Annotated in this window: 14 protein-coding genes and 2 tRNA genes; 9 read left to right on the top strand and 7 right to left on the bottom strand. The window is 47.7% G+C overall.

The window, feature by feature from the left end:
• Positions 1-10 precede the first annotated feature (10 nt).
• Positions 11-427: a cysteine desulfuration protein SufE gene (gene sufE, locus ACJHXA_RS02925; protein WP_001196530.1), complete on the top strand. Its 417-nt coding sequence runs from the start codon at positions 11-13 to the stop codon at positions 425-427.
• A 148-nt stretch (positions 428-575) separates the two neighbouring features.
• Complete coding sequence (gene ldtE / locus ACJHXA_RS02920) at positions 576-1580, top strand: L,D-transpeptidase LdtE (RefSeq protein WP_000817104.1); 1005 nt, start codon at positions 576-578, stop codon at positions 1578-1580.
• Between the two features lie 63 nt (positions 1581-1643).
• Here ldtE and lpp read toward each other — a convergent pair whose 3' ends face one another.
• The 3 genes from lpp to ACJHXA_RS02905 all read right to left on the bottom strand — a co-directional run bounded on the left by lpp (position 1644) and on the right by ACJHXA_RS02905 (position 3805).
• The gene (lpp, locus tag ACJHXA_RS02915) at positions 1644-1880 is read right to left on the bottom strand and encodes a murein lipoprotein Lpp (RefSeq protein ID WP_000648420.1); all 237 of its coding nucleotides are present in this window, start codon (positions 1878-1880) and stop codon (positions 1644-1646) included.
• A 310-nt stretch (positions 1881-2190) separates the two neighbouring features.
• Positions 2191-3603 carry a pyruvate kinase PykF gene (gene pykF / locus ACJHXA_RS02910; RefSeq protein WP_001295403.1) on the bottom strand — a complete coding sequence of 471 codons (1413 nt, stop codon included), beginning with the start codon at positions 3601-3603 and terminating at the stop codon, positions 2191-2193.
• Positions 3604-3610: 7 nt separating this feature from the next.
• Positions 3611-3805: a protein YnhH gene (locus tag ACJHXA_RS02905; RefSeq protein WP_240806354.1), complete on the bottom strand. Its 195-nt coding sequence runs from the start codon at positions 3803-3805 to the stop codon at positions 3611-3613.
• A 354-nt stretch (positions 3806-4159) separates the two neighbouring features.
• Here ACJHXA_RS02905 and fumD point away from each other — a divergent pair, with 354 nt between their 5' ends.
• The 7 genes from fumD to ydhT all read left to right on the top strand — a co-directional run bounded on the left by fumD (position 4160) and on the right by ydhT (position 10555).
• Positions 4160-4369 (top strand): fumarate hydratase FumD, encoded by a 210-nt coding sequence (gene fumD / locus ACJHXA_RS02900; RefSeq protein WP_000528342.1) that lies wholly within the window; start codon positions 4160-4162, stop codon positions 4367-4369.
• A 455-nt stretch (positions 4370-4824) separates the two neighbouring features.
• Positions 4825-5451: a ferredoxin-like protein gene (locus ACJHXA_RS02895; RefSeq protein ID WP_001070230.1), complete on the top strand. Its 627-nt coding sequence runs from the start codon at positions 4825-4827 to the stop codon at positions 5449-5451.
• A 20-nt stretch (positions 5452-5471) separates the two neighbouring features.
• Entirely contained in the window at positions 5472-7574 is a 2103-nt protein-coding gene (locus tag ACJHXA_RS02890) for an aldehyde ferredoxin oxidoreductase (RefSeq protein ID WP_001273528.1), read from the top strand.
• A 12-nt stretch (positions 7575-7586) separates the two neighbouring features.
• Positions 7587-8225, top strand: a complete 639-nt coding sequence (locus ACJHXA_RS02885; protein ID WP_001297805.1) for a YdhW family putative oxidoreductase system protein — start codon at positions 7587-7589, stop codon at positions 8223-8225.
• Positions 8226-8288: 63 nt separating this feature from the next.
• Complete coding sequence (locus ACJHXA_RS02880) at positions 8289-8957, top strand: 4Fe-4S dicluster domain-containing protein (protein ID WP_001310861.1); 669 nt, start codon at positions 8289-8291, stop codon at positions 8955-8957.
• Entirely contained in the window at positions 8954-9739 is a 786-nt protein-coding gene (gene phsC / locus ACJHXA_RS02875; protein ID WP_001069997.1) for a thiosulfate reductase cytochrome B subunit, read from the top strand. Before ACJHXA_RS02880 ends, phsC begins: the two co-directional genes overlap by 4 nt.
• 3 nt (positions 9740-9742) lie before the next feature.
• The gene (gene ydhT, locus ACJHXA_RS02870) at positions 9743-10555 is read left to right on the top strand and encodes a protein YdhT (protein WP_000587560.1); all 813 of its coding nucleotides are present in this window, start codon (positions 9743-9745) and stop codon (positions 10553-10555) included.
• An 11-nt stretch (positions 10556-10566) separates the two neighbouring features.
• On the opposite strand, the gene ACJHXA_RS02865 is transcribed toward ydhT, so the two are convergent.
• The 4 genes from ACJHXA_RS02865 to ACJHXA_RS02850 form a co-directional block, all read right to left on the bottom strand.
• The gene (locus ACJHXA_RS02865; RefSeq protein ID WP_000716922.1) at positions 10567-12171 is read right to left on the bottom strand and encodes an FAD-NAD(P)-binding protein; all 1605 of its coding nucleotides are present in this window, start codon (positions 12169-12171) and stop codon (positions 10567-10569) included.
• A gap of 125 nt (positions 12172-12296) precedes the next feature.
• Positions 12297-12602, bottom strand: coding sequence for a monooxygenase (locus ACJHXA_RS02860; protein ID WP_000212657.1), 306 nt, complete (start codon positions 12600-12602; stop codon positions 12297-12299).
• A 107-nt stretch (positions 12603-12709) separates the two neighbouring features.
• A tRNA-Val gene (locus tag ACJHXA_RS02855) sits at positions 12710-12786 on the bottom strand.
• Positions 12787-12790: 4 nt separating this feature from the next.
• Positions 12791-12867: transfer RNA gene (locus tag ACJHXA_RS02850), tRNA-Val, on the bottom strand.
• Positions 12868-13139 lie beyond the last annotated feature (272 nt).

The following is a 13139-nucleotide window of genomic DNA, read 5'->3' as shown; positions in this document are numbered from 1 at the left end:
GGGAGGCACTATGGCTTTATTGCCGGATAAAGAAAAATTGCTGCGTAATTTTTTACGCTGCGCCAATTGGGAAGAGAAATATCTCTACATTATTGAGCTGGGCCAGCGTCTGCCAGAATTACGCGACGAAGACCGAAGCCCACAAAATAGCATTCAGGGCTGCCAGAGTCAGGTGTGGATTGTCATGCGCCAGAATGCGCAGGGAATTATTGAATTGCAGGGCGACAGCGATGCGGCGATTGTGAAAGGGCTTATTGCGGTCGTATTTATTCTCTACGATCAGATGACGCCGCAGGATATTGTCAATTTCGATGTGCGTCCGTGGTTTGAAAAAATGGCGCTCACCCAACATCTCACCCCATCTCGTTCACAAGGTCTGGAAGCGATGATTCGCGCAATTCGCGCCAAAGCCGCTGCACTTAGCTAAACTAAAGGGACAGCTTTCATCCGGTTGGCTCACATTGCCGGATGGTCAATGTTTACACTGACCTGCACAGGAGTGTTTTGGTTTCAGGTGAACATAAGCGCCATCCGACGTTTCAGCGTGAGTCTCCGGCAAATACAGGAGGTTTACAATGAAACGCGCGTCTTTGCTTACACTCACGCTTATCGGCGCTTTTAGCGCCATCCAGGCTGCCTGGGCGGTTGATTATCCGCTACCACCAACCGGAAGCCGACTGGTTGGGCAAAATCAAACGTATACGGTGCAAGAAGGGGATAAAAACCTTCAGGCTATTGCCCGACGTTTTGATACTGCGGCAATGTTGATCCTTGAAGCCAATAACACTATCGCCCCGGTGCCAAAACCTGGTACGACGATAACTATTCCTTCACAACTGTTATTACCTGATGCACCGCGTCAGGGGATTATCGTTAACCTTGCAGAGCTGCGCCTTTATTATTATCCGCCGGGAGAAAATATTGTGCAGGTTTATCCAATAGGTATTGGATTGCAGGGGCTGGAAACGCCGGTGATGGAAACGCGTGTTGGGCAGAAAATCCCTAACCCAACCTGGACGCCTACGGCAGGCATTCGTCAACGTTCGCTGGAGCGTGGCATTAAATTACCGCCAGTCGTTCCTGCCGGACCAAATAACCCGCTAGGACGTTACGCACTGCGCCTCGCGCATGGTAATGGCGAATACCTCATTCATGGTACCAGTGCGCCGGACAGCGTCGGTTTGCGCGTCAGTTCAGGGTGTATTCGCATGAATGCACCGGATATTAAAGCCTTGTTCTCCAGCGTGCGGACGGGAACGCCGGTGAAAGTGATCAACGAACCGGTGAAATATTCCGTGGAACCTAACGGGATGCGTTATGTTGAAGTACATCGACCACTATCAGCAGAAGAACAGCAAAACGTTCAGACAATGCCATACACACTGCCAGCAGGCTTTACGCAATTTAAAGACAATAAGGCTGTAGATCAGAAGTTAGTCGATAAAGCGTTGTATCGTCGGGCAGGGTATCCGGTTTCGGTGAGCAGTGGAGCAACTCCCGCAGCCAGCAATGCGCCTTCAGTAGAGTCAGCGCAGAATGGTGAACCAGAGCAAGGGAATATGTTACGCGCGACGCAGTAGCGGTAAACGGCAGACAAAAAAAATGGCGCACAATGTGCGCCATTTTTCACTTCACAGGTACTATTACTTGCGGTATTTAGTAGCCATGTTGTCCAGACGCTGGTTAGCACGAGCTGCGTCATCTTTAGCAGCCTGAACGTCGGAACGCATTGCGTTCACGTCGTTGCTCAGCTGGTCAACTTTAGCGTTCAGAGTCTGAACGTCAGAAGACAGCTGATCGATTTTAGCGTTGCTGGAGCAACCTGCCAGCAGAGTAGAACCCAGGATTACCGCGCCCAGTACCAGTTTAGTAGCTTTCATTATTAATACCCTCTAGATTGAGTTAATCTCCATGTAGCGTTACAAGTATTACACAAAGTTTTTTATGTTGAGAATATTTTTTTGATGGGAAGGCACTTATTTTTGATCGTTCGCTCAAAGAAGCATCGAACGCTGGGTTTTAGATAAAAAAATTGAGAGAAAACAGGATGCTTCCATCGGATTCATCTTAGATAAAGTGAGATTATATAGTGAAATCCGATTTGATTTTTTATTGCTTCTGGTTATCGATTAAATAAAAAAAGCGCCCATCAGGGCGCTTCGATATACAAATTAATTCACAAAAGCAATATTACAGGACGTGAACAGATGCGGTGTTAGTAGTGCCGCTCGGTACCAGTGCACCAGAAACCATAACTACAACGTCACCTTTGTGTGCCAGACCGCTCTGCAGAGCCAGTTCTTTACCCAGACGGTAGAAATCATCAGTAGAAGTGATCTCTTTAACCAGCTGCGGCACAACGCCTTTGCTCAGTACCAACTGATGAGCCGTTTTTTCGTTGGTGGTCAGTGCCAGGATGGTGGCATCCGGGAAGTATTTACGTACTGCGCGAGCAGATTTACCGCCCTGAGTAGCAACCACGATCAGCGGAGCATCCAGTTTTTCAGCAGTTTCAACGGCACCACGGCATACCGCTTCGGTAATGCGCAGTTTACGGTTGTCATTGTTGAACTCGAGACGGCTGTTCATCACGCGGTCGGTACGTTCGCAAATGGTCGCCATGATAGAAACCGCTTCCAGCGGGTATTTACCTTTTGCGGATTCACCAGACAGCATCACTGCATCAGTACCGTCGAGGATGGCGTTTGCAACGTCACCGGCTTCTGCGCGAGTCGGGCGTGGGTTTTTGATCATGGAATCCAGCATCTGGGTCGCAGTGATAACGACTTTACGTGCACGGATACATTTTTCGATCATCATCTTCTGGGCGAAGATAACTTCTTCTACCGGGATTTCTACACCCAGGTCGCCACGCGCAACCATGATGCCGTCAGAGGCTTCGAGGATTTCGTCGAAGTTGTTGAGGCCTTCCTGGTTTTCGATTTTGGAGATGATGTGGATGTTTTCGCCGCCGTGCGCTTTCAGGTGCTCACGGATTTCGATAACGTCAGAACGCTTACGGATAAAGGAAGCAGCAACAAAGTCTACGCCTTGTTCGCAACCAAAGATCAGGTCCTGTTTGTCTTTTTCAGCCAGTGCTGGCAGAGCAATGGAAACGCCAGGCAGGTTCACACCTTTGTTTTCGCCCAGGTCACCGTTGTTCAGCACTTTACAGATAACTTTGTTACCTTCAATGGCGGTAACTTCCATACCGATCAGACCATCGTCAACCAGTACGGTGTTGCCAACTGACAGGTCAGTAGTGAAACCTTCATACGTTACCGCAACCATTTCGCTGTTGCCGATAACAGATTTATCAGTGGTGAAAGTAAAGGTCTGACCAGCTTTCAGAGAAACGTCGTTACCGCCTTCCAGTTTCATGGTGCGGATTTCCGGACCTTTGGTATCAAGCAGGATAGCGGCGGTTTTACCAGTTTTGCTCATCACGTTGCGCAGATTCTGAATGCGCTGACCGTGTTCTGCATAGTCACCATGAGAGAAGTTCAGACGCATAACGTTCATGCCAGCGTCCAGCATTTTAGCTAACATCTCTTCAGATTCGGTTTTCGGTCCGATGGTGCAAACAATTTTGGTCTTTTTCATGACAGTCTTAGTCTTTAAGTTGAGAAGGATGGGAGAAACTTGCTTTCTGGGCGCACTGCCGGAAAGCGAATCCGGTATTACGAAAGTGGTGGTGCCTCGCTCTAAGGATAGGTGACATCGAAAAAGCGTGCAGAGGAATGTGTGCTTGTGTCTCAGCCCAACGTGAGTGCCTGTTTTTGAGTCGTTGAGTTCTACAGTCCAAAGTGCTGAAACCATTCAAGAGTCAATTGGCGCGCATTATACGCTGAAATTAATCCAAAAGGAAAACAAAAACAGCGTTTCAAAAAATATACAACTTGTTAGACAATAAATTGTTATCAAAGATTTAACGTTCCAGGGAAAAGGTTACGCAAAAACTTCACTGTTTGCGCAACGTCTGGTGCCGAAGTTGTCAGTGTGAGGATAAGTGAAAGTTCATCCGGTGTATAAATATATCATCGCTCAATTGCTACAGTTAAAATAATTTATCGCGTTATTTGTCTGATTTTGTTTGATTTTTGTTTAATTGGTTAGATTGATATATGCTGATAGTTGGCATGATAAATAGGTATAAAGAATGGGAAATCGGACAAAAGAGGATGAACTGTACCGAGAAATGTGCAGAGTTGTCGGTAAAGTTGTGCTGGAAATGCGCGATCTGGGGCAGGAACCAAAGCATATTGTTATCGCAGGCGTATTACGTACAGCATTAGCCAATAAACGCATTCAGCGCAGTGAGCTGGAAAAGCAGGCGATGGAAACCGTCATTAACGCACTGGTAAAATGACCATTCAGGATGAGGCGGTAAGCTTCATCCTGATATTCTTGCTTCAGTTGCGGTCCAGTTAATCATTCTAAATAACAACTGCTGAAATTATACGAATTGCGGTATGTATTTTAATTTATAGCGATAATGTTATTTTTATTTTCTGCAATGAACGTCACAAATAATTGTCGCTTAAGTTAAATTTATTTCAAATGATAATAAATATCAGTTCACTTATAATTTCTTGCTTTGTAATTTTAATTGATAACGATCAATGTTAAGGGCTCAGAATAATCACATTATTTTTTCTCCTAACCATAAAGGATTAGTTTATCGGCGTTAAATCTTTTCTCATACACTATCGGGTTAGGGAAAATATCTGGTGTTGGGGACAGAGTCAGCAGCGTATTAGTTGAATGCTTAATATCAGGCTGCTGAATTGTCAGCACTGTGTTTGCGAAGAGGATGCGAAATAAATGAACCCGGTTGATCGTCCACTATTAGATATTGGCTTAACGCGATTAGAATTCTTGCGTATATCAGGAAAAGGCCTTGCTGGTCTAACAATTGCCCCTGCGTTACTGTCACTTTTGGGTTGCAAACAGGAAGATATTGATAGCGGCACAGTAGGGTTGATAAATACACCCAAAGGGGTGCTGGTGACCCAGCGAGCGCGATGCACGGGTTGCCACCGCTGTGAAATCTCTTGTACCAACTTCAACGATGGCTCAGTAGGGACATTCTTCTCCCGTATCAAAATCCATCGTAATTATTTCTTTGGCGACAACGGGGTTGGCTCTGGCGGCGGCCTGTATGGCGATCTCAACTATACCGCGGACACCTGCCGTCAATGCAAAGAGCCGCAATGCATGAACGTCTGCCCGATTGGTGCGATTACCTGGCAGCAGAAAGAAGGCTGTATTACCGTCGATCATAAACGCTGTATTGGCTGTAGCGCCTGTACTACGGCATGCCCGTGGATGATGGCCACCGTAAATACCGAAAGTAAAAAATCCTCGAAATGTGTGTTATGCGGTGAATGCGCAAACGCCTGCCCAACAGGGGCGTTAAAAATTATCGAGTGGAAAGATATTACTGTGTGAATCTTGCAAAGGAAAAAATCATGGCTAACGGTTGGACAGGTAATATATTAAGAGTCAATCTCACGACAGGAAATATTACCCTCGAAGATTCCAGTAAGTTTAAAAGTTTTGTCGGTGGCATGGGCTTCGGCTACAAAATTATGTATGACGAAGTACCGCCAGGCACGAAACCTTTCGATGAAGCGAATAAATTAGTCTTTGCTACCGGCCCATTAACTGGATCTGGTGCCCCCTGTAGTTCTCGCGTAAATATCACCTCACTTTCTACTTTTACCAAAGGAAATTTAGTTGTCGATGCCCATATGGGTGGCTTTTTTGCAGCGCAAATGAAATTCGCTGGATACGACGTCATTATTATCGAAGGGAAGGCGAAATCACCGGTATGGCTGAAGATTAAAGATGACAAAGTTAGCCTGGAAAAAGCCGATTTCTTATGGGGAAAAGGGACGCGCGCAACGACGGAAGAAATTTGTCGATTGACCAGTCCGGAAACCTGTGTGGCGGCTATTGGTCAGGCTGGGGAAAACCTTGTTCCTCTCTCTGGCATGTTGAATAGCCGTAACCACAGCGGCGGTGCGGGAACTGGCGCAATTATGGGTTCGAAAAACCTGAAAGCGATTGCGGTTGAAGGGACGAAAGGGGTCAACATTGCCGATCGTCAGGAGATGAAGCGTCTCAACGATTACATGATGACTGAACTTATTGGTGCGAATAACAACCATGTCGTGCCAAGTACGCCGCAATCGTGGGCAGAGTATTCAGATCCCAAGTCACGTTGGACAGCACGTAAAGGGCTGTTTTGGGGCGCGGCTGAAGGTGGTCCGATTGAAACGGGGGAAATTCCGCCAGGCAATCAGAACACGGTCGGCTTTCGTACCTATAAATCCGTTTTTGACTTAGGTCCGGCGGCAGAGAAATACACAGTAAAAATGAGTGGCTGCCACTCTTGCCCGATCCGTTGTATGACCCAAATGAATATTCCTCGGGTGAAAGAGTTTGGCGTGCCCAGCACAGGTGGTAACACTTGTGTAGCCAACTTTGTCCATACCACCATCTTCCCGAACGGGCCGAAAGATTTTGAAGATAAAGACGATGGTCGTGTGATTGGTAACCTGGTGGGTCTGAATTTGTTCGATGACTACGGCCTATGGTGTAACTACGGGCAGTTGCATCGCGACTTTACCTATTGTTACAGCAAAGGGGTGTTCAAGCGTGTTCTGCCTGCTGAAGAGTATGCGGAAATTCGCTGGGATCAACTGGAAGCGGGTGACGTTAACTTCATTAAAGATTTTTACTACCGTCTGGCGCATCGTGTGGGTGAGCTGAGTCACCTGGCTGATGGTTCATATGCCATCGCAGAACGCTGGAATTTGGGTGAAGAGTACTGGGGCTACGCGAAAAATAAACTCTGGTCGCCGTTTGGCTATCCGGTTCACCATGCCAATGAAGCGTCAGCGCAGGTCGGTTCCATTGTTAACTGTATGTTCAACCGTGACTGCATGACGCATACCCATATCAATTTTATTGGTTCGGGTTTGCCATTGAAACTGCAGCGTGAAGTGGCGAAAGAGCTTTTTGGTTCTGAAGATGCCTACGATGAAACCAAAAACTACACGCCAATCAATGACGCAAAAATTAAATATGCAAAGTGGTCGCTGTTGCGGGTCTGTTTGCATAACGCCGTCACCCTGTGCAACTGGGTCTGGCCAATGACCGTTTCGCCGCTGAAAAGCCGTAATTACCGGGGCGATCTGGCGCTTGAAGCCAAATTCTTCAAAGCGATCACCGGCGAAGAGATGACTCAGGAAAAATTAGATTTAGCTGCAGAGCGTATCTTTACGTTGCATCGTGCCTACACGGTAAAACTGATGCAAACCAAAGATATGCGTAATGAACACGATCTTATCTGTTCCTGGGTATTCGACAAGGATCCGCAGATCCCGGTCTTTACTGAAGGTACTGACAAAATGGATCGTGACGATATGCATGCTTCGCTCACGATGTTCTACAAAGAAATGGGCTGGGACCCACAGCTTGGTTGTCCGACCCGCGAAACATTGCAGCGTCTGGGGCTGGAAGATATTGCCGCCGATCTGGCAGCACACAATCTACTGCCTGTGTAAGGAATGGGTGAGATGAACCATCGGGATGAATTGCCGTTAGCGAAAGTCAGCGAAGTTGACGAGGCGAAGCGGCAATGGTTACAGGGGATGCGTCACCCCGTTGATACGGTAACCGAACCAGAACCGGCTGAAATCCTGGCAGAGTTCATTCGCCAGCATTCTGCGGCTGGGCAGCTGGTGGCGCGCGCCGTGTTTCTCTCGCCACCCTATTCGGTTGCAGAAGAGGAGCTGTCAGTTTTGCTGGAAAGCATTAAGCAGAACGGAGACTACGCGGATATCGCTTGTATGACGGGAAGTCAGGATGATTACTATTACTCAACGCAGGCCATGAGTGAAAACTACGCGGCGATGTCTTTGCAAGTTGTGGAGCAGGACATTTGTCGCGCCATTGCACACGCCGTTCGTTTTGAGTGCCAGACATATCCTCGTCCTTACAAAGTCGCCATGCTGATGCAAGCGCCATATTACTTCCAGGAAGCGCAGATTGAAGCCGCGATCGCCGCGATGGATGTTGCACCTGAATATGCCGATATACGGCAGGTGGAGTCATCGACGGCGGTGTTGTACTTGTTTAGCGAGCGATTTATGACCTATGGCAAGGCTTATGGCTTATGCGAATGGTTCGAGGTAGAGCAGTTTCAGAACCCCTGAAATTTCAGGGAGATGTCATGGATAGGGTGGACAGTTGCAGCCACTGCATTAGGGGATAATCAGATGTCCTTCACTCGACGCAAATTTGTTCTGGGGATGGGAACAGTAATCTTTTTTACTGGTTCTGCGTCTTCTCTGTTAGCGAACACGAGGCAAGAAAAGGAAGTTCGGTATGCCATGATTCATGACGAGTCACGGTGCAATGGCTGTAATATTTGCGCCCGCGCATGCCGTAAAACTAACCACGTCCCCGCTCAGGGAAGCCGTTTATCGATAGCACACATTCCAGTCACCGATAACGATAACGAAACGCAGTATCACTTTTTTCGCCAGTCATGTCAGCACTGCGAAGATGCTCCGTGCATCGACGTATGCCCGACAGGGGCGTCGTGGCGTGATGAGCAGGGGATCGTGCGGGTAGAAAAATCGCAGTGCATCGGCTGCAGTTATTGCATTGGCGCTTGTCCGTACCAGGTTCGCTACCTTAACCCTGTCACTAAAGTGGCAGATAAATGTGATTTCTGCGCTGAGTCCCGACTGGCAAAAGGCTTTCCGCCCATTTGCGTCAGCGCCTGCCCGGAACACGCATTGATCTTTGGTCGCGAAGATAGCCCAGAAATTCAGGCGTGGTTGCAGCAAAATAAATACTATCAATATCAGCTACCTGGTGCCGGGAAACCGCATCTGTATCGCCGGTTCGGTCAACATTTGATTAAAAAGGAAAATGTATGAACCCGTCGCAACATGCTGAACAGTTTCAGAGCCAGTTAGCGAACTATGTGCCACAGTTCACTCCCGAATTTTGGCCGGTGTGGTTGATCATTGCCGGAGTATTGCTGGTTGGGATGTGGTTGGTGCTGGGGCTGCATGCCTTGCTTCGTGCTCGTGGCGTGAAGAAATCAGTCACCGATTATGGTGAGAAGATTTATCTTTACTGCAAAGCGGTCAGATTATGGCACTGGTCGAATGCGTTACTCTTTGTATTGTTGCTGGCAAGTGGGCTGATAAATCACTTTGCGCTGGTGGGCGCAACTGCGGTTAAAAGTCTGGTTGCGGTGCATGAAGTTTGCGGATTTTTGTTACTCGCATGCTGGCTCGGCTTTGTGCTGATCAATGCCGTTGGGGGTAATGGTCACCACTATCGCATTCGTCGTCAGGGGTGGCTGGAGCGAGCGGCAAAACAAACGCGATTTTATTTGTTTGGCATTATGCAGGGGGAAGAACATCCTTTCCCGGCAACAACCCAGTCTAAATTTAATCCCTTACAGCAGGTCGCCTATGTTGGTGTTATGTATGGATTGCTGCCGTTGTTACTATTGACGGGGCTGCTGTGTCTCTATCCGCAAGCCGTGGGAGATGTGTTTCCTGGCGTAAGATACTGGTTATTGCAGGCGCATTTTGCTCTGGCATTTATAAGCCTCTTTTTTATCTTCGGTCATCTTTATCTTTGCACCACGGGGCGTACGCCACACGAAACCTTTAAAAGCATGGTCGATGGCTATCACCGGCACTAACGAATGATCATTACACGAGCAGACCTGCGAGAATGGCGTATCGGAGCGGTGATGTATCGCTGGTTCCTGCGCCATTTCCCACGCGGCGGTAGTTATGCCGATATTCATCATGCACTGATTGAGGAAGGATATACGGACTGGGCGGAGAGTCTGGTTGAGTATGCGTGGAAAAAATGGCTGGCGGATGAAAACTTCGCGCATCAGGAAGTTTCCTCTATGCAAAAACTGGCCACAGACCCCGGAGAGATACCATTTTGCAGTCAGTTTGCCCGCAGCGACGATCATGCTCGCATCGGCTGTTGTGAGGATAACGCCCGAATCGCAACCGCTGGGTATGCCGCGCAAATTGCCAGTATGGGTTATAGCGTGCGGATTGGAAGTGTCGGCTTTAACAGTCACATTGGCAGCTCCGGTGAACGCGCACGGGTTGCTGTAACCGGTAATTCTTCGCGGATAAGCAGCGCTGGAGATAGTAGTCGGATTGCGAATACCGGAATGCGAGTACGCGTTTGTACATTGGGTGAACGGTGTCATGTCGCCAGTAATGGTGACCTGGTGCAAATCGCCAGCTTTGGCGCAAACGCCAGAATTGCCAACAGCGGCGACAATGTACACATCATTGCCAGCGGTGAAAATTCAACGGTAGTGAGCACGGGCGTGGTCGACTCAATTATTCTCGGGCCAGGGGGAAGCGCCGCACTGGCATATCATGACGGCGAAAGAGTTCGCTTCGCCGTCGCCATTGAAGGTGAAAACAATATTCGAACCGGAGTCCGCTATCGTCTTAATGAACAGCATCAGTTTGTTGAGTGCTGATAGCTTTACCTTTAATCAAACGAAAGACGCCGACGAGCACGGGATGCAGGCTTTACGACCGCCCGAGCCATCGCCTCACCAATTTCTGCACATGCCGTAAGTCCCTGAACGAAAGGCTGGTCGTGCATCAACCAGGGCAACGCGCCGAACGCTACGCGTCCACGAATATCTTCGGGTTGCTGTAACGTATAATCTTCGCCAACATCAGGGATTTCATCCCCTGTTTTCTGTAATTGCTCGCGTAGCCCAGGGAAAGGAATATCTTTCACTTTAAGCGGACGCTGTCCGCGGGCATCAATAAAAACGTCAAACGAGTAGCTGTTGTCTTCCGTTTTCAGGACGGTGCGCGACTCATTAATTTCCATTTTGTAGTCTTCACCGAGGGCGAGAATATGAATGATTCCCGCTTCACGTAAGGCAAGTAGGCGACGAATAGACTCTGAAGGGATTGCCGCATAATTATCGATGAAAACCCTGGCAAGGCCTTTACTGAACCGTTTATGGTCGTGTTCATTCAGATGAGGAACAATTTCCTGTACGGCTTCATGCAGGCGCAGAATGACATAACGCCAGGGAACAGTATGTTTTTCTCGTTTATTGCGTTCGACTTCCTGGAGATTTTTTTCTGCCCAGTCAAATGGGTCGCGTTGTTTGCGCTCGGCAAACCAGGCTTGAGCAAAGGAATCGACATTCAGGCTCTCTAAGGCTATGCGTTGGCTCCAGTCTGGATCAGCAAACTTGATTTCCTCTACTATCAATCTAAATACCCGATCCAAAAGGCCCTCTTCACCTTTTTGAATCTCAGCATTTAATGCCTGATCGGTGACGATGTGTAAGGGCTCGTAGGGAATAGGGCAATAGAAATCGGCTTCGGGTAAAATACCCGTGCGCGACATCAACGTAATATTTAGCTTTTCACTTGCGTTATCGCGGTTAAAAACGACGTGTTGTTTATCATCTTCAATGAACGAACCATGCTGAATAGCCACTGCCATTGCCGCATCCAGTCCGCTCAAGGATGTTCCCATAATACCCACGTTACACGCATCGACCTTTGCTTCCATCAGGCCTGACCACGGACTGGGAAAATACGTTCTGGTTGCTTCTTCTTCATCAGGCCAGACGTGACCCGTGGCAATCACCGCTAAATCAAACGTCTCGCTGGGTAAATCCTGATTTGTAGCGAGCATGACGCCAGCATTTGTAATTTGCAGATCGGTAACCTGGCATGATTCATAAACAGCCACTGCAAATTTTTGCTGTCGTGCCTGGTCTACTAATCGTAAAAATTGATCGCGGAAATATTCGCCCAGCAGAATTCGCGGTAAAAACTGACGATCGTGCAAGGTTTCTTTTTTAACGCCATAACGCTGGAGATGGCTGGCTTCTTGCTTTTGTAGCCATTCGAGATACGTACAATTAATCGGCGGTATTTCAATACTGGCAATATTTGCCAGCATCATTTTTGAGTTTTCCTCATCACTGTATGGCATCCCGACACCGGCCTCGTCAGCCTGCTCGAAGATAGAAATAGAAAGTGGAGTTTGTTGCTGTAGAAGCGAGAATAAGGTGTAGATCCCCGTAGGCCCGGCACCCACAATAGCAATTTTTTTCATTGTTACTTACCTGTACGCATTCTTTCGAATTTAGTGTTATCAGATAAGTTTGGTTGAGATTTTTAGAATTTGAGAAATTTCAGACAGGGATGAAAAGGGCGCTAACCGCCCTTGATTAAATTCTGTCAGGCGAGTTTTGCCTGATTGATTTGACTCAGTGGCTCATTGACATCGAAAACTTTGGCGACAACTTCCTCAACGCCGAGATTTTTAAGTCGGGCAGTATGTTTTTCCAGATAGGCAAGGGCGCTTTTTTCATCAGTAAAAAGATAGATCCCACCGGCTTCGTGGTTCTTTTCACTTTCTGTCCATACCTTCCACAGAAAACCAGGTTCCTGATTAATCGACTCAGCAAGCGGTTTAAGCTGCTCAGCCATTGCGTCGCCAAATGGGCCATTAAAAGCAAAATGAAGTTGTAACAAAGTTGCCATAGCGATTCTCCTTCTGATAACGCATACGAAGACAGTGTAAATCTTTTAACGTATTGGATACAGAGAAGAAACAGAGGGAAAAAGGAGAAGACCAGATTAAGAAAATCTGGTGCGTCCGAGTGGACTCGAACCACCGACCCCCACCATGTCAAGGTGGTGCTCTAACCAACTGAGCTACGGACGCAGGATGGTGCGTTCAATTGGACTCGAACCAACGACCCCCACCATGTCAAGGTGGTGCTCTAACCAACTGAGCTATGAACGCAACGTTGTAGGTGACAACGGGGACGAATATTAGCGGCAGAGTGGGAAGGTGGCAAGAGGCAAAACGTAATTTTCTGCGCTATTTCGACCGTTTGCAGAGCTTTTAAGCAAATTGGCTATATTTTGTTGATTTGCAAGGGCGATTTTTATTCAGGATCGCATTTACATCTGATACAACCCAATAATTCGTGTATCAGAGTTTAAACAGAGTTGTTTGCCACCATCTCAAATCTGTCGTGGATAAATCCTCCGTAGCCTTTACACTTAGGTAGC

Source organism: Escherichia sp. WS33 (assembly GCF_046486385.1).
GTDB lineage: Bacteria > Pseudomonadota > Gammaproteobacteria > Enterobacterales > Enterobacteriaceae > ECMA0423.
Note: the sequence above shows the minus strand (reverse complement) of the source record. Positions and strands in the feature narration are given on the sequence as shown.